11 protein-coding genes are annotated in these 17,016 nt (G+C 67.6%); 6 read left to right on the top strand and 5 right to left on the bottom strand.

Annotated elements, in window-relative coordinates:
- Positions 1-119: 119 nt before the first annotated feature.
- Together PO768_RS06750 and PO768_RS06745 are read right to left on the bottom strand one after the other, a co-directional pair.
- Positions 120-1,499: a leucyl aminopeptidase family protein gene (locus PO768_RS06750; protein ID WP_272645449.1), complete on the bottom strand. Its 1,380-nt coding sequence runs from the start codon at positions 1,497-1,499 to the stop codon at positions 120-122.
- Between the two features lie 43 nt (positions 1,500-1,542).
- Positions 1,543-1,902 carry a thioredoxin family protein gene (locus PO768_RS06745; RefSeq protein WP_272645448.1) on the bottom strand — a complete coding sequence of 120 codons (360 nt, stop codon included), beginning with the start codon at positions 1,900-1,902 and terminating at the stop codon, positions 1,543-1,545.
- A 131-nt stretch (positions 1,903-2,033) separates the two neighbouring features.
- Here PO768_RS06745 and PO768_RS06740 point away from each other — a divergent pair, with 131 nt between their 5' ends.
- The gene (locus PO768_RS06740) at positions 2,034-2,204 is read left to right on the top strand and encodes a hypothetical protein (protein ID WP_272645447.1); all 171 of its coding nucleotides are present in this window, start codon (positions 2,034-2,036) and stop codon (positions 2,202-2,204) included.
- 29 nt (positions 2,205-2,233) lie between these two features.
- On the opposite strand, the gene PO768_RS06735 is transcribed toward PO768_RS06740, so the two are convergent.
- On the bottom strand, positions 2,234-4,804 hold the full coding sequence (locus tag PO768_RS06735; protein ID WP_272645451.1) for a DEAD/DEAH box helicase: 2,571 nt from the start codon (positions 4,802-4,804) through the stop codon (positions 2,234-2,236).
- A gap of 1,258 nt (positions 4,805-6,062) precedes the next feature.
- On the opposite strand from PO768_RS06735, the gene PO768_RS06730 reads away from it, so the two are divergent.
- Positions 6,063-9,389, top strand: coding sequence for a hypothetical protein (locus PO768_RS06730; RefSeq protein ID WP_272645446.1), 3,327 nt, complete (start codon positions 6,063-6,065; stop codon positions 9,387-9,389).
- 317 nt (positions 9,390-9,706) lie between these two features.
- Here the strand turns inward: PO768_RS06730 and PO768_RS06725 are convergent, their stop codons facing one another.
- The gene (locus tag PO768_RS06725; RefSeq protein ID WP_272645445.1) at positions 9,707-11,053 is read right to left on the bottom strand and encodes an APC family permease; all 1,347 of its coding nucleotides are present in this window, start codon (positions 11,051-11,053) and stop codon (positions 9,707-9,709) included.
- Positions 11,054-11,088: 35 nt separating this feature from the next.
- Positions 11,089-11,568 (bottom strand): copper chaperone PCu(A)C, encoded by a 480-nt coding sequence (locus tag PO768_RS06720; protein ID WP_272645444.1) that lies wholly within the window; start codon positions 11,566-11,568, stop codon positions 11,089-11,091.
- Between the two features lie 105 nt (positions 11,569-11,673).
- On the opposite strand from PO768_RS06720, the gene PO768_RS06715 reads away from it, so the two are divergent.
- The 4 genes from PO768_RS06715 to PO768_RS06700 all read left to right on the top strand — a co-directional run bounded on the left by PO768_RS06715 (position 11,674) and on the right by PO768_RS06700 (position 16,881).
- Positions 11,674-12,912: a hypothetical protein gene (locus tag PO768_RS06715; protein WP_272645443.1), complete on the top strand. Its 1,239-nt coding sequence runs from the start codon at positions 11,674-11,676 to the stop codon at positions 12,910-12,912.
- Between the two features lie 56 nt (positions 12,913-12,968).
- Positions 12,969-15,740, top strand: coding sequence for a PAS domain-containing hybrid sensor histidine kinase/response regulator (locus tag PO768_RS06710; RefSeq protein ID WP_272645442.1), 2,772 nt, complete (start codon positions 12,969-12,971; stop codon positions 15,738-15,740).
- 14 nt (positions 15,741-15,754) lie between these two features.
- A complete protein-coding gene (locus PO768_RS06705; protein WP_272645441.1) occupies positions 15,755-16,303 on the top strand; it encodes a tRNA-uridine aminocarboxypropyltransferase in 549 nt (182 codons plus the stop codon).
- A gap of 92 nt (positions 16,304-16,395) precedes the next feature.
- Positions 16,396-16,881: a hypothetical protein gene (locus PO768_RS06700; protein WP_272645440.1), complete on the top strand. Its 486-nt coding sequence runs from the start codon at positions 16,396-16,398 to the stop codon at positions 16,879-16,881.
- Positions 16,882-17,016: the final 135 nt, after the last annotated feature.

Here is a 17,016-nt window from a genome sequence, read left to right as displayed (position 1 = left end):
ACACGATCCTTGCTGTTGCGCTCGGCGACTTCAAGATGACTTGGCCGGACGGATACAGCGCGGCGGCGTCGGCCACCGTGCTGCGACGAGACGCCGCTGCCCGGCGCCAAGCCACGGGCTCAGGCCGCGAAGCGCTGCTCCAGATAGGCCAGCAGCGTGCGTATGGTCTGCGCCTCGCCGCCGATCGGGCGCCCCGGCCGGGCCACATCGTTCCAGGCGAACAGGTCGATATGCAGCCAGTCCTGGTTCTCCGGCACGAAGTACTCGAGGAACAGCGCGGCGGTGACCGCGCCGGCCAGCGGGGTCTTGCCGGTGTTGACGATGTCGCCGATCGTGCTCTCGATGCTGGCCTTGTAGGGCGCCCACAGCGGCATATGCCACAGCGGGTCGTCCAGCTTCAGGCCCAGGTCGACCAGGTCGCGGGCGGTATCGAAATGCTTGCTGAACAGCGCCGGCAGTTGCGCGCCCAGGGCCACGCGGGCGGCGCCGGTCAGCGTCGCCAGGTCGATGATCAGCTCGGGCTTGTGCTCCGAGGCATAGGCCAGCGCGTCGCTGAGGATCACGCGGCCCTCGGCATCGGTGTTGCCGACCTCGATATGCAGGCCCTTGCGGGTCGGCACGATGTCGCCGGGGCGGTAGGCATTGCCCGAGATCGCGTTCTCGACCGCCGGGATCAGCACCTGCAGGCGCAGCGGCAGCTTCAAGGCCATGATCAAGCTGGCCAGGCCCAGCGCATTGGCGGCGCCGCCCATGTCCTTCTTCATCTGGCGCATGCCTTCGCCGCCCTTGATGTTCAGACCGCCGGTGTCGAAGCAGACGCCCTTGCCGACGATGCTTAAGCGCGGTGCCTTGGGCGAGCCCCAGTTCAGCTCGATCAGGCGCGGTGCCCGGTGGCTGGCGCGGCCCACCGCATGGATGGCCGGGAAGTTCTGCTTCAGCAGCGCGTCGCCGACGATCTGCTTGAAGCTGGCGCCGTGCTGCTTGGCCACCAGCTGGGCGGCCTTGGCCAGCTCCTCCGGGCCCATATGCTCGGCCGGGGTATTGACCAGGTCGCGGGTCGCGGCCATCGCGGTGGCCAGCGCCAGGCCGCGCTGGGCCGCCGGGCTGTTCGTCAGTGCCAGCACCGCCGGCGGGCGGCGGCGCGGCTTGTAGAGGTCGAACTGATAGCCGCCCAGTTCCCAGGACAGCGCGGCCGCCTCGGCGTCCATCGCCAGGCCGTCCTCGGCCAGGGCGTAGACGCCTTCCGGCAGGGCTTGCGGCAGCGCGGACAGCGCGAACGGCGCATGGGCGTGGGCCACGCCGGCGAACACCCGGCCCAGCTTGCCGTCCGGCCCCGGCACCAGGGCCAGGCTGTCGGCTGCGCCGACAAAGCCCAGCGTCGCCAGCCAGTGGCGGGTCGGCGCGGGGAGTTTCGGAGCAAGGGCCTGGAAGGCGGCGCGGTCGACCACGGTGATGGCGATGGCGCTGGCGGGAGCAGACTTTTTGAGTTGAACCGTCATGGCTGATGGGGTTGAGCAGGTCGCCCATTCTCCCGCATGCGGCTCAGCAGCTTTGTTGCAGCCGGGACAGCAGGGCCTGGGCGGCCGGGCTGGGCGCCACGGCCGGCCCCTGGTCCAGTGCGGCCAGCAGGCGCTGGGCGGTGGCCAGCTGGGGCGTCACCGGGCCGATGAAGCGCAGCTGCTGGCCCTGGCCGACCAGCAGGGTCGGGAAGGTCTCGACCTCCAGATCGCCGACCAGCTCGGCATCGTCCTCGATATCGACCCAGACGAAGCGGTAGCCCGGGTGCTGCTCGCGCAGCGCGGCAAAGACCGCGTGATAGTCGTCGCAGACCCGGCACCAGCCGGCGCACAGGCAGGCGACCAGGGTGGTGGCGGGCAGGGCGGCGGGGGCGTTGGGCGGCATGGCGCTGCACTGTAGCGAGAAAGCGGCAAAGATTTGTTGCAAGTCGCTGTCAACCGCCCCAGTTTGGACGGCGTTGTGCCCGTACCCGCAGGTAATTGCACCAAGTCGGGCTGGAGAAGAAGGCATCAGCCATGAAAAGTCAGCAGCACCAACAGCAACGCAACGAATCTCAAGTCCGCCCCCTGGCAATGGCGGAGCTGAATACCGACAAGGGCCGCAAGCACGAGGCTTTCGAGCCCGGCAGCCTGGGCAGCGACCGCCGCAGCCTGGCCCGCGCCCTGCGTTTCGACCGCAAGCGCTGAACCGGAAATGCACCGCCAAGGTGCATTTTTCAAGCCAGCGGCGCCAGCAGCCGCTCTAAATCCTGCTCGGTGAACTTGGCCGCATCGGCCCCGTCACTGCCCAGCACGCCCTCGGCCAGCGCCAGCTTGCGGGCCTGCAGCTCCAGCATCCGTTCCTCGATGCTGCCTTCCACCACCAGTTTGTAGACAAACACCGGCTTGTCCTGGCCGATGCGGTGCGCCCGTGCGCTGGCCTGGGCCTCGACGGCCGGGTTCCACCAGGGGTCGACATGGATCACCGTGTCGGCCGCCGTCAGGTTCAGGCCGACGCCACCGGCCTTCAGGCTGATCAGCATCAGGGGGTATTCCTCGGCCTGGAAGCGCCGCACGATCTCGCCGCGCTGAGCCACCGGCGTCGCACCGGTCAGCACCAGGAAATCCTGCTCCTGCTGCCTTAATTGCCCGGCGATCAGCCCCAGCATCTCGGCAAACTGCGAGAACACCAGCACCCGCCGCCCCTCGGCCAGCAGCTCCGGCAGCATCTCGGCCAGCAGCTCCAGCTTGGCGCGCTCGGTGTCGGGCTTGATCTGTTCCACATCCTTCAGCAGCAGCGGGTCGCAGCAGACCTGGCGCAGCTTCAGCAAGGCGTCCAGCACGGTGATCTGCGAGGCCCCGAAGCCGCGCCGCTGCAGCACGCGCCGCACCTGGGTATCGGCCGCCACCCGCACGCTCTCATACAGATCGCGCTGCTGGCCGTAGAGCCGCACCCGGCGCGTCACCTCGGTCAGCGGCGGCAGCTCGGTGGCCACCTCCTCCTTGCGCCGGCGCAGGATGAAGGGCCGCACGCGCGCGCTCAGCAGCTGGGCGCGCAGGCTCTCGCCATTGACCTCGATGGGCTTGCGCCAGAGCCGAAAGAAGCTGCGCTCGTCGCCCAGAAAACCCGGCATCAGGAAGTCGAACTGCGCCCACAGCTCGCCCAGATGGTTCTCCAGCGGCGTGCCGGTCAGCGCCAGCCGGTGGCGCGCGCGCAGGCGCCGCACCGCCTTGGCCGCGCGGCTGCCGGCGTTCTTGACCGTCTGCGCCTCGTCCAGTATCAGCAGATGCCAGGGCTGCGCCGCCAGCGCCTCGATATCGCGCCACAGCAGCGGATAGGTCGACAGCACCAGGTCGTAATCGGCCAGGCGCGGGAAGTGCGCATGGCGCTCGGGCCCGTGCAGAAGCAGCACGCGCAGTTGGGGCGCGATGCGCCGCGCCTCGGCCAGCCAGTTGAACAGCAGCGAGGTCGGCAGCACGGCCAGCGCCGGCCGATCGGCCATGCGGCCGGCCTGTTTCTCGAGCAGCAGATGGGCCAGGGCCTGGGCCGTCTTGCCCAGACCCATATCGTCGGCCAGGATGCCGGCCAGGCCCTGCTCGCGCAGGTATTGCAGCCAGGCCAGGCCGGCCAGCTGGTAGCCGCGCAGCGTCAGGCCCAGGCCCTCGGGCGGCGCTACCGGCCGCGGCGAGCCGGCCGCGCGCAGCTTGTTGGCCATCTGGCGCAGGCCGGCGTCGCCCTGGATCTGCCAGCCGGCGCGGCCCTGGTCCAGCAGCTCCAGCCGGCCGGCGTCCCAGTCGCTGAGCTGCAGCGGGCCCTCGGCGCGCTTGGGGTCGGCCAGCAGGTCCACCATCGCGCCGAGGATGGGCTTCAGGATGGAAGCTGGCGCTTCGATGCGCCGCCCGCCCGGCGCGTGCAGCAGGATGATGGACAGGTCGTCGATGGCCGCGATCTGCTCGGCATCGAACCAGCGCGCATCGCGGCGCAAGAGGTCGGCAATCATCGGCGCCAGATCCAGGCTCTCGCCCTCAATCTCGACGCCCAGGCTCAGCAGCCAGGCGCCCTCGCGGGCCGGCAGGCTGAGCGGATCAATGCGGATGCGCCAGGCCTCGCCGGCCACCGCGCGGTGCGCGAAGCCGGGCCGCGCCTCGACCGCCCAGCCCAGCTTCTGCAGCTCGGGCACCCGCTCGGTCCAGAACTCGCCGAAGAATTCCTCCTGCAGCAGGGTCCAGAGGTTCTCATGCCCGGCTACGGCCGCCGGGCTGCGCCACTGCAGTGCGGCCGGGTCCAGCGGCAACAGGCCCAGGGCCCAGAGCTGGTCGCGCGCCTCGGCCTCGGCGCCGAGATCGCGCTGAAGCCTGCGCCCGCCGTCCAGCGTCTGCGTCGCGCCCGGCCGGCTGTTCAGCAGCGAGCGCGGCGCCGGCGTGGTCCACAGCAGGCCATCGGCCAGCCGGTAGGTCCAGTCGACCTGGGCGACCGTGACGACATCGCTGCGCGGACCCAGTTTTCCGCCGCTTGGGCTCAGGCCCAGCAGACCGTCGCCACGGCCCAGGGTCTTCAGGGTCAGGCGCGGGCGGAACTGGGCGGACTCACCGGCGGGTTCAGGCGCCACCGCTTGCGGCAAGGGCGCGGGCGGCGGCGGCAATGCATCGCCCAGCAGCAAGTCCATCAGCTTCGCCGCATCGGCCTCGGGCAGGCGCGGCAGCTGCTGCAGCTCGGCACGGCCGGCCTTGCGGCGCAGCGCCTCGACCCAGGTGTGCAGCAGCTGCGCGCGCAGCGGCGCATCGGCCTCGGTCTGCAGTTTCACCATCAGCGCCGCCGCATGCTCGCAAAAACGCGCCGTGCGGCAGCTGCAGAGCGCGCTGTAGTGCGGCCGGCCATCTTCTCCGCGCCCCGCCACACCCTGCAGCGCCAGCTCGTAGACCTGGCCGCGCGGGCCGGGGAAGCGCGCGCTGGCGCCATGGGCGTCCTGCCGGATATCGCTCAGCTGGTGCTGCAGCTCAGCGCCGCGCTTGAGCCGCCCGCGCTCGAACAGGGTGCGCAGCGTGGCTTCGTCGGGGGGCCAGAGGCGGGGGGTGAGCGTGGACGGCGGGGGGGCGGAGGACATGGCGGCGGTGATTGTCTCCGGGCGGGCGGGATGAAATGGGATGGGGCGGGATCGGGCGCGGGGCTGCAAGCAAGCGACCGGTGATCAGTTGGGGGCGCGGGAGCTTCCTGTGGTCGAGAGCAGGATGACGAACCGACGAAACAGATATCGCCACTCCCACTGCCGATTGCACAGTTTCAGGTCGGCATTGCAGCGGCGGTCTCACGCCGGTTTCGAGCGAGTGGGCAAGCGTTCTCAACCAGCTGACCAGTCGTTAGCAGGTTCGGTCTGGCCAGCCGGTTCAGCGCCAAGTTTCTGTCTTTGGGGCAAGGCTTAATTTCGCCGCGAGCGCAGTGCGCATCGTTCGGCTACGCCGGATTCCATGCCGTCGCAAGACTGTTCGAGAATGCAAAGACCAATCCCACTGCGATCCTCTGCATGAGCCCATTGATCAGTGTCCCCGTATCAACAGTAGTGGCACTCACTGCCGAGCGGGCGGTGGAGGTGATGACGGGAATCTTGAAGGCCGAGTCGGCATACGCCAAGCTCAATCCGGCAGTCGTCACGATTTCGAGCCGGCTGACCGTAGCGGACGGCGGCATTGACGCCCAAATCGATGTGCCGCCGGATGCGCAGGTCCCTGCAGACTGTTTTTTTGCAGCTGGTCTGACCGGAATTCAGTTGAAGTCAGGCACCTCCTTCAAGCCTTGGACTCAGAGCTCAATCTGCGGAGAACTGATCAACAAGGCTGGGAAGTTGTTCCCGGAGGTGGCGCGGCTGACCGAAAGAAGGGGCCGCTACGTTGTCGTCTGCACGGGCCACGACCTCACTCCTCAGCAACGGAATGACGCATGTGAGTGCATCGTCGGCGTACTTGAGTCTGCTGGCGTGCCGAACTACGGCGGCATGGTAGATGTATTGGGTGCCAGTCAGCTTTCAAACTTTGCCGAGCGGTATCCCGNGCGTACTTGAGTCTGCTGGCGTGCCGAACTACGGCGGCATGGTAGATGTATTGGGTGCCAGTCAGCTTTCAAACTTTGCCGAGCGGTATCCCGGCATTGCGGCACTACTGACCTTTGACACCATCCATGAGGCCTGGGTACTCGACGAATGGGATCGCGATGCGCACATGGCCAATTCATTCCAGCCGGCGCCGGCTCAGGCTGAGCTCATCGAGCAGATTCGAGCAGGTATCGAAGGCGACGCGAAGCACATTCGCGTGCTGGGCGAACCTGGCTTGGGCAAGACGCGCATGGCCCTGGAGGCCCTGAGAGCGCCGCATATCGCACCCTCGGTCCTCTATCTGCGTTACGGCTCCAAGTTCGGCCAGACGGCGCTATTTAGGCAACTGCTGCGGGCCGGCTGGACGAAGCCGCTCGTTCTGGTGCTCGACGACCTATCCGAATCTGAGATGTCCGACATCTGGCGGCACTTGAAGACACGCTGCGGCGCGATGAAGCTGATCACTCTGGATCATGGTCACGATGAAGGTCATGACGGTGAAATTCTCCGTCTCAAGGCCCCCCGCCTTCCAGACGCAACCATCAGGAGCATCCTGGCAGAACGCGTCGGGGAGTCGCGGGAACTTGACCGTTGGGTCGCTATTTGTGAAGGCTCGCCAAGAGTTGCACATGCCGTTGCCGAGAATCTTCATGCAAACCCGGGCGATCTGTTGCGACCGCCGGCGACGGTTCCCCTGTGGACTCGTTTTTTGCACGGGTACGTCGTACAGGAGGATGCAGCTTCACGGCAAGTTGACTGCGTGGCACACCACCTCGCCTTGTTCAGCCGATTCGGATTTGAAGATCCTGTGTCTGACGAGGCCACCTACGTCTCACAACTGATTCACAAGGTTGATCCAACGATCGGCTGGGCCCGCTTCCAAGAGATTGTTCAGAGCCTCCGGGCCCGACGCGTTCTGCAAGGCAGCCGGACGCTGTTCTTCGTTCCCAAGGCGCTTCACATCTATCTTTGGAAGCAGTTCTGGACACGCTATGGGCGCGGTTTCGACTTCGTGTCGACCTTTGAAACCATGCCCCGGTCGCTTCACGCCTGGTTCCTGAACAAGTTCAGATTTGCTGGCGGACAGGACACGGCATTCGTTGTCGAAGAGATTCTGAAGCCCGATGGCGTCTTTTCCAGTCGCGACATGCTGACGTCGTCGACCGGATCGCAATTTCTGTCGACGCTCGCAGAGGCCAACTCCGCTGCAGTCTTGCGCTTGCTTGAGAGCTCGCTCGGCAAATGGTCAGACGCCGAACTTGTCGAGTTCAAGACTGATCGCCAGAACATAGTCTGGGCGCTCGAAAAAATTGCTGTTTGGCCTCTGCTTACCGTGCGCGGCTTGAACATCCTGGCTCGACTTGCAGTCAATGAGAATGCCGACTTTTCGAATAACTCGACCGGCACATTCGTTGGCCTGTTTCGCATCGGCCCAGAAGCCGCTGCGACCGAGGCCAGCCCGGCGCAGAGGTTGCCAGCCTTGCTTGGGCTACTGAGAGCAAGCACCGATGCCGAACGTCTGTTGGGGCTGAAGGCAATGGCCTCGGCCTTGGACACGCACGGCATGGGCTTCCGGACCGTGGGGCCGGAGTACCAGGGGCTTCAGGAGCGAGCAAAGCTGTGGACTCCCGCAACTTACGGTGATTGGTGGCAGGCCCATCTTTTGTATTTTCAAACCCTGATCGACGAGACCTCGACTTGGCCTGCGGCATTGCGGCCTCAAGTCTGCTCAGCGCTGCTCGACGCAGTCGAACATCAGATACGCATGCCGCCATGCACTGAGCTCGCATTCCAGGAACTGGAGAAGCTGACTTCCGACAGCGCCATGTCTCCGAGCAAGCTGAACAAGTTTTTCTGGCACTGGCAGGAGTACCGAGAGGATGAACAGCACCGTGACCTGGCGATTCGCCTCAGGCGACTTGCCCGGCGATATGCGCGCCGCGATCTGACCAGCCGATTCCAGCGATACGTCCTTGACGTAGATTGGCTTGAGTGGGAGGAGGAGTACCGCGATCAACGGGACCGGCCACCTTCGCATGCGAAAGCATTGGTCGCAGCGCTCGCACGGCGAATTGCTGCGAGCCCGCATCGCCTCGCTGAGATCTCGCACCTTCTTGCGCCAGAGAATCACACGCCGGCTATTTGGTCTTTCGGGGAGCAGTTGGCTGTAGCCGATGACGAGAGAATCCTGCTTCCTTTGCTCACAGGCATCGCCAGGAAATCCACCCACGGCACTTGTCTGCACGGCTATTTGACTGGTTTAAAGGCTAAATCTCCGGAGCGGTTCGAGTCATGGCTGATGGAGATGTTGAGCCGTAGCGATACGGCGGGTCTGGGGGCGGAGATGACACTGCGATCCACCTACTCCGAAAATGCTTTCAACCGCTGTCTCGATGCACTTGAGGCGAAATGGATAGAGCCTGCGCTATTTGGAGCATTGCAGTTCGGCAGGGCGTTTGATTCAGTGCCTACAGCGCAGGCAGAGCGCCTGTTCCGTTTAATTCGAGAGCGCGATACACCGGAAGCGATGGAGTTGCTGATCGGGTTAATAAATTCCATCTCGTCTGACCGCCCGCGGCCCTGCGGGTCAGACTTCGCCTTTGCTGTCGCGCTCCAGGCGATCCCTGGTTCACGGCATCCAGGGCAGTCCTTCGGGTTCCATTGGAAGCGCGTTTGCTCAACGCTGGTGAAGTCCAATACCGAATTCGCCGCTCCCTTGCTTGACGCAATCCTCACAGCCATGGGAAAGGAATACCGGCTGAGCTATGACCACGATATCGAGGCATTGAGCAAGGAGTTGGTCGGTATCGATCCTGAACGCGCCTGGCAGGTCACTGCAAAGCACTTCGAGGCCACTTTGCCGAGATGGCGAAGCGACGTTTACAACTGGCTGAAGGGTGGCATCCGTTCGTTTGGCGAGGGAGTGCCGCGTGGTCCCATATCGGACTTGCCGGAAAGCAGCATATTGAGTTGGATCGAGTCTGATCCCAGCGGGCGAGCTGCCCTGATCGCTCATGCGGCGCTTCCTACGCTCGATGACGCAGGCGGCGGCGGACTGACGAGGCAACTGTTGACGCGGTATGGGCATATCGAGGGCGTACGCTCAGGGATCAGCGCGTCGTTCCATTCCGGTTCATGGACTGGCCCTACGAGCCAGTATTTGAAGCGCAAGCGAGAAATCCTGCGGCGATGGCTCGCCGCAGGATTCGATTTCCAAGTCGTCCAATGGATAGAGCCTGAGATCGAACGGCTTGACCGGCAAATACAAAGAGAGGAAATCAACGAGGAGCGTGATCGATTTGAGTAGTGCGGGTGTGTCATCCGAGCGGGCCCGTCCCGGGGCCCTTTGAACAGCACGCGTCGCTTTTGGAGGAGCGCCGCCTCCCCTTCATCGAAATCGACCGTGGCGATCAGCAGCGTCCGCACATCGGCCTACCAGTCGAAAATAGCGTCGAGCGGCTGATAGACACCATCGTCGCAAGTAATGGCGTCCGTCAGGTTTGACTGAGATCCGTTTTTCGGCTCTCAGGTCTGAAAGACAGAGTGCAACCTCGCCCACCACGCACCTAATTCCGATCCACTCATCCCGGCTTCGCCGATGGTCGGGCATAGATAGGCCACCCACTATCGCCCCCCCCGCGTCAACGGCCCCAACACCACCGCCCCCACCCCCAGCACCGCCACCCCCACCAACGCCCCCGCCTTCACATACACCAGGCTCGCATACAGCAGATAGGCGCAGCAGGCGACAAAGAGCAGCGGCAGCAGCGGGTACAGCGGCACCTTGAAGGGCCGCGACGCATCCGGCTCGCGGCGGCGCAGCACGATGACAGCGGCGCCGCTGAGGCATAAAAAGAACCAGTAGACCGGTGACAGGTAGTCGACCATGGTCGAGAAGCCGCCGCGCGTGACCGCGCCGAAGGCCACCAGGGCCAGCGCGACGCCGCTGGTGGCCAGCACCGCCGCCGTCGGCGTGCCGCGCTTGGCGTTCCATTTGCCGAGGTGGAGTTCGCGCGCCAGGTCCCGCGCCGCCGCATAGGTGGTGCGCGGCCCGGCGATCAGGATCGCGTTCATCACCGACAGCGCGGTCAAGGTGACGATGCCCACGATCAATAGCTCGCCACCGCGCCCGAAGGCCGCGCGCATCAGATCGGCGGCCGGGGCGGCGCTGGCGGCCAGGCCGGCCAGGCCCAGGCCCTGCAGATAGGCCCAGTTGGCCAGCAGGTAGAGGCCCATCACCAGGGTCAGGCCGATCAGCAAGGCCTTGACGATGCCGTGCCTGGCGTCGCGCATCTCGGCCGACAAGGTGGCCGCATCGCTCCAGCCGCCGTAGGCCAGGAAGACGAAGATCATGGCCGTACCCCAATCGGGCGAGGCACCGGGCGTGCTCAGCGGCAGTTGTAGTGGCGTTGGCGGCGGCACGCCCAGCGACAGCCCGGCCGCGCCCAGCAGCGCCAGCCCGCCCAGCACCACGCTCATCAGGCCCAGCTGGGTGCCCAGGCCGACCCGCACGCCGGCCAGGTTCAGCGCGGTCAGCAGCGCGATCAGGCCGGCGGCCAGCACCGCATTGGCATGGGGCCCGAGCCAGGGGCTGAGGTCGATCGCCTGGGCCAGATAGTCGCCGAACACAAAGGCCAGCAAGGCCATCGAGCCGGTGTGTATCACCGCGAAGCGCGACCAGGCGAACAGAAAGCCCAGGCGCTGGCCATAGGCGCGGCGCAGAAAGTGATAGTCGCCACCGGCATCGGGAAAGGCCGCGGCCATCTCGGCAAAGCACAGCGCGCCCACCAGGGACAGCAGGCCGCCGAAGGCCCAGGCCAGGTAGAGCTGCGCATCGCTGGCCAGCGCGCCGGCCACCATCGGCGAGGTCTTGAAGATGCCGGCGCCGATCACCATGCCGACGCAGACGGACACGGCGTGGCGCACATCGAGGCGGCGCTCGGGCAGGGCGATGATCGAAGATTCGGGCATGGAGCGCGATGCGACGCCGCCCGGCGGCTGCGGGCTCAGTGCTTGTGGTCGCTATGGCCGTCGTGCTTGGCGGCCGCCGCACCCAGCGCGCGCACCTGGGCCTTGACCTCGACCGTCTCGCGCTTGCCGGCCTTGTCCTCGAACACCAGGGTCAGCGGCAGCGTGTCGCCGACCTTCACCTGCTGCTTCAGGTCCATCAGCATGATGTGATAGCCGCCGGGCTTGAGCTCGACGCTCTTGCCGGCCGGCAGTTCCAGTGCCGGGATCTGGCGCATCCTCATCACGTTGTTGTCCATCGCCATCTCATGCAGCTCGACGATGGGCACGGCGCTGGAGCTGACCGAGACCAGGCGGCTGTCCTTGGCGGCGCTCAGCTGCATGAAGGCGCCGGTGGCTTTCTGCTGCGGCACGGTGGCGCGCACCCAGGCTTCCTTGATGGTGACCTGGGCCGAGGCCGAGGCCATCAGAGCGGTGCCCAGACCGAGGGCAATCAGCGAGGAGGTGAACAAACGCATGGCAGGAGATTCCGGGTTGGCGAGAAGGCACGCGGGCGTGCCGAGGCATTCTAGTGTTCGACTGAAGGCCGGGCCTGACTCGCAAAGCTGGCAGACTGCGCGGCAATGAAATTGCTTTTGCGCTGTTCTCTCTACATTTTGTGCGCGCTGTCGCTGACGGCCTTGCTGGCCGTGGCGCTGGCGCTGCAGACCGCGCCGGCCGTGCCCCAGCCGCCGGCGATCTCGGCCGCCGATGTGGCCAAGGCCCGCAACTTTCTGCGCCGCAACGACCCGCGCCTCGGGCCGCCGGGCGCGCTGCGCTCGGTCCAGGTGTCGGAGGCCGAGCTGGCGCTGTTGCTGAACTATCTGTCCAGCCGCCACCCGCAGCTGGCGGCCCGGCTGAGCCTGCAGGACGGCCATGCGCTGGCCCGCGCCAGCCTGGCGCTGGGCGGACCGTTCTGGCTCAATGCCAGCGCGCGCCTGGTGCCCAACGGCGGCCTGCCGCGCATCGTGGACCTGCGCCTGGGCCGGCTGCCGCTGCCTGACTGGCTGACCGCGCTGCTGCGCGAGCGGGCACTGGCGCGCGTCGCGGCCTTCGAGGAGGCGCGGCTGCTGCGCCAGATGATCAAGCATGTGGCGCTGGAGCACGGCCGGGTGCAGCTGGCCTATGAATGGCATGCCGACAGCTACCGCCGCATGCTGGACTCGCTGTTGCCGGCCGCCGATCAGGCGCGGCTGCGCGTCTATTCGGACCGGCTGGTGCAGCTCGCCGCCAAGCAGCCGGGCCCGGTGTCGGTGGTCGCGCTGCTGACGCCGCTGTTCCAGCTGGCCGCCGAGCGCACGGCCGCCGGCCAGGACGCGGCGTCCGAGAACCGCGCCGCGCTGCTGAGCCTGGCCGCCTATGCCAGCGGCCAGGGCCTGGGCCGGCTGGTGCCGGCCGCGCGCGGCTGGCCGCAGCCCCGGCCGCTGGAGGTGCAGCTCTATGGCCGGCCCGATTTCCCGCTGCATCTGCTGATCTCGGCGGTGCTGGCGGCCGAAGGCGGCGGGCCGCTGGCCGATGCCGTGGGCATCTACAAGGAGCAGGCCGATGTCCGCGGCGGCAGCGGCTTCAGCTTCAACGACATCGCCGCCGACCGGGCCGGCAGCCGGCTGGGGCTGCTGGCCGTGCAGCGCCCGCAAGCGCTGCAGCAGCGCCTGGCCGCCGGCCTCAGCGAGGCCGAGCTGCTGCCCGATGTCTCCGATCTGCCCGAATTCCTCAGCGCCGCCGAGTTCCGCAAGCAGTACGGCGGCCCCGAGGCGCCGGCCTACCGCGCGATGATGGCCAGGATAGAGGCGCTTTTGGATGACAAGCCCTTGTTGCCCTAGGCAAGTCCCGTCCCCGATACTGCCCGGCAAACAAGCATAGAACCCAGGCCTAGCGTATGTCGTCTGCCGCGCGTCCCGACCCCGCCCCCGAGGCGCCCCACCCGCTGGGCGACGAGCGCGCCAGCTATGCCGCGCTGATCGACCACATCCCGCAAAGCGTCTTCATCAAGGATGCGCAAGGCATCTACCAGGCCGTCAACAAGCATTACGCGATGCGCTTCGGCCGCACGCCGGCCGAGATCATCGGCCGCGACGACTACGCGCTGCATCCACGTGAATGGGCCGACAAATACCGCGCCGACGATGCCCGGGTGATGGCGCGCGGCGAGGTCGAGGCCTTCGACGAGCAGGATGTGCACGAAGGCATGGACAGCACGGTCCACACGATCAAGACGCCCATCTTCGACGCCCAGGGCCGGGCGGTCGGGGTCTGCGGCATCTTCTGGGAGGTCGGTGAGCAGCGCGAGCTGGAGCGCCGGCTCAAGGACAGCGAGGCCACGCTGCGTGCCATCTACGACAAGGCGCAGGAAGGCATTCTGGTGGCCCGGGTGGCCGACGGCCGGCTGCTGATGGCCAATCCGGCCTGCTGCCGCATGCTGGGCTATACCGAGGCCGAGATGCTGGCGCTGACGCCGCCCGAGCTGCATCCGCCCAATGCGATACCGCGGATGCGCCAGGTGATGGCGCGCATCGAGCGGGGCGACTTCAGCCTGGCCCAGGAGCTGGCGTTCCGGCGCAAGAGCGGCGAGGTCTTCTACGCCGATGTCAGCCCGATGCTGGTGACCCTGCAGGACCAGCAATGCCTGCTGGCGGTGCTGCGCGATGTCACCGAGAAGCGGCTGGCGCGCGATCAGCTGGCGCGCAGCGAGGCCTTGCTGGCCGAGGCCCAGACCATGGCCCATCTGGGCAACTGGAACTACGACGTCATCAGCGGCCAGTCGACTTGGTCGGACGAGGAGTTCCGCCTGTTCGGCTTCACGCCCGGCCTGGTGCGGCCCAGCCTGGACCTGGCGCTGCAGGTCGTGCATCCGGACGACCGCGAGCGCCTGCGCGCCACCGTCGAGCGGCCGCTGTTGCCGGGCCAGACGCCGTCCTACCGCATCGAGTTTCGCGTGCTGCGCCCCGACGGCGAGCGGGTGCTGGAGGAGATAGGCCGGGTTCAGCATGACGCGGCCGGGCAGCCCCTGCGCCTGTTCGGCACCACCATGGACGTGACCGAGCGGCGCCGCGCCGCCCAGGCCCTGGCCGACAGCGAGCAGCGCTTCCGTCTGCAGATCGAGCTGGCGCCCGAGGCCATCATGATGTTCGACGCCGATGCCGGCTGCTACTGCGAGGTCAACGAGAACGCGGTGCGCCTGTTCGGCCTGCCGCGCGATCAGCTGATGGGCTGCAGCCCGGGCCAGCTGAGCCCGCCGACCCAGCCCGACGGCCGGCCCAGCCTGGCGGCGGCCCAGGGCTGGATGCGCCAGGCCCTGGACGGCGGCAGCCCGGTGTTCGAATGGACGCACAGACACAGCAGCGGCCGCGACGTGGCCTGCGAGGTGCGGCTGGTGCGCATGCCGGCGGCCGGCCAGCGCCTGATTCGCGGCAGCATCACCGACATCACCGCGCGCAAGCAGGCCGAGCGGGCGCTGCAGCAGCTCAACGAGGAGCTGGAGCAGCGCGTGCTGGACCGCACCGCCGAGCTGCTGCAGGCCAAGCAGGAGGCCGAGCGGGCCAATGCCGCGAAGAGCGACTTCCTCTCGCGCATGAGCCATGAGCTGCGCACGCCGCTGAACGCCATCCTGGGCTTCGGCCAGCTGCTCGAGCTGCAGCTGCGCGAGCCCGGGCAGACCGACTATCTGCGCGAGATCCTGAAGGCCGGCGAGCATCTGCTGGACCTGATCAACGAGGTGCTGGACCTGGCGCGCATCGAGTCCGGCAAGTTCGCGGTGGCGCCCGAGTCGGTGGCGCTGGCGCCGCTGCTGGCCGACTGCCTGTCGCTGCTGCGCCCGCAGGCCCAGGCGCGCGCCATCCGCATGCAGGCCGAGCCCGGCGCCGAGGCGCTGCTGGTCTGGGCCGATCCGGTGCGGCTCAAGCAGGTGCTGCTGAACCTGCTGTCCAACGCGATCAAATACAACCGGCGCGAGGGCTGGGTCACGATAGGCAGCCGGACGCTGGGCGGGCGCTTGCGGCTGACGGTGGCCGACAGCGGCGTCGGCCTCAGCGCGGAGCAGCGCGCGCGGCTGTTCGTGCCCTTCGAGCGGCTGGCGGCCGACCAGGCCGCGATCGAGGGCACGGGTATCGGCCTGGCCATTGCCAAGCGCCTGGTCGAGTTGATGGAGGGCCGCATCGGGGTCGAGAGCCGGCCCGGTGTGGGCAGCGAGTTCTGGATCGAGCTGCCGCTGGCGCAGGGCTCGCAGGCACTGCCCCTGCCCGCATTGGCACCGGCGCCGGCCCTGCCGCCCGACAGCGCGCCGAGCTGGCGGCTGCTGTGCATCGAAGACAACGCGGCCAATCTGCATCTGGTCGAGAGCATCGTCGCGATGCGGCCCGGCATCGAGCTGCTGAAGGCGCTGGGCGCGCACGGCGGCCTGGCGCTGGCGGCCGAGCAGCGGCCGGCGCTGATATTGCTGGACATCAATCTGCCCGAGCTCGACGGCTATGCGGTGCTGCAGCGCCTTCGCGCCGACCCGGCCACCCGCAGCATCCCGGTGGTCGCGGTCAGCGCCAATGCCAAGCCGGAGGATCTGGCGCGCGGCCGGGCGGCGGGCTTCGACGACTATCTGACCAAGCCGCTGGATGTGGCGCGTTTCCTGAGCCTGCTCGACAGCCTCGGTCCGGCCTGAGCGCCACGGCGACCATGACCCGTGCCCGCTGCACGCGCTGCCTGCGCCCGCAAAGCCATTGCATCTGCGCGCTGGCCGCGCCGGTGGACAACGCGCTGGAGCTGCTGATCCTGCAGCACCCGCTGGAGGAGCGCCAGGCCAAGGGCACGGCGCGGCTGCTGCATCTGTGCCTGGCACGCAGCCGGCTGCTGGTCGGCGAGGTCTTCGAGCCGGCCGAGCTGGCGCCGTTGCTGGACGGCGCGGTGCTGCTCTATCCGCAAGACCCGGCGCGGCCCGGGCCGCCGCTGCCGGCCGCGCCGAGCCGGCTGATCGTGCTGGACGGCACCTGGCGCAAGAGCCGCAAGATGCTGGCGCTGAACCCGCTGCTGCAGACCCTGCCGCGGCTGAGCTGGGAGCAGCCGCCGGCCTCGCGCTACGCGGTCCGCAAGGCCCAGCGCGCACATCAGCTCTCAACCCTGGAGGCGGCGGCCCTGGCCCTGGAGCAGCTGGAGGCCCGGGAGCAGCCGCCGCTGTGGCTGGCCTTCCAGCGACTGCTGGACGGCTTGGGCGCGCCGCAGGGGTAAGACCGGCCCTTGAGATGGGGGGGGTGGACCCGCTTCGCCGCGGCGCTATCCATCAGAATTGGGCAACGTCCATCCCTAGTTTGTCGGGCCTCATGAAACACTCGCGGCGCATCGCTGCCTTCGCCTCCGGGCTGGCCCTCTACAGCACCGCGGTGATGCTGGGCGGCTCGCTGGCCGGTCTGCGTCTGCCGCTGGGGCTGACCGCGCTGTGGGGGCATTCGGAAAGCCTGCCGCAGCTGCTGGCCGAGGCCACCGTCTATGCCCTGCCCATCTTTGCGCTGGCCCTGAGCTGGAGCTATGTGACGCTGCGGCCCTACCGGCGCGGCCGCTGGCCCGCCACCGCCTGGTGTCTGGGCGGCCTGGGCCTGGCCTGGCTGGCCTGGTTGTTGTACGGCGTGGTCTGCGCGGCCGAGACGACATCCCTGGTCGCCATGCCGCTGAGCACCTTGCTGCTGTCGCCACAGGTGCCGCCGCTATGGGGGCTGCTCAACGGGCTGGCGGTGCTGGTCGGGGTGCTGGTGGCGGGCGTGCTGGCCCGGCGCCATGTCCTGCTGCAAGGCCTGACGCGGCGCCGCTGAGCGGGGCGCCGGTGCACCGATCTGTGTCGCGGGCTCGCGGCCCTGGTGCGGTTTTTCCTCCGATCCACCCTCGCTGCCCCGGGGCGGCTCGATGGCCGGCTTCTTGCTATCAGACGGGCTCTCGCTGAGCAGGGG

The sequence above is a fragment of the Paucibacter sp. XJ19-41 genome, from assembly GCF_028462495.1.
GTDB lineage: Bacteria > Pseudomonadota > Gammaproteobacteria > Burkholderiales > Burkholderiaceae_C > Roseateles_E.
Note: the sequence above shows the minus strand (reverse complement) of the source record. Positions and strands in the feature narration are given on the sequence as shown.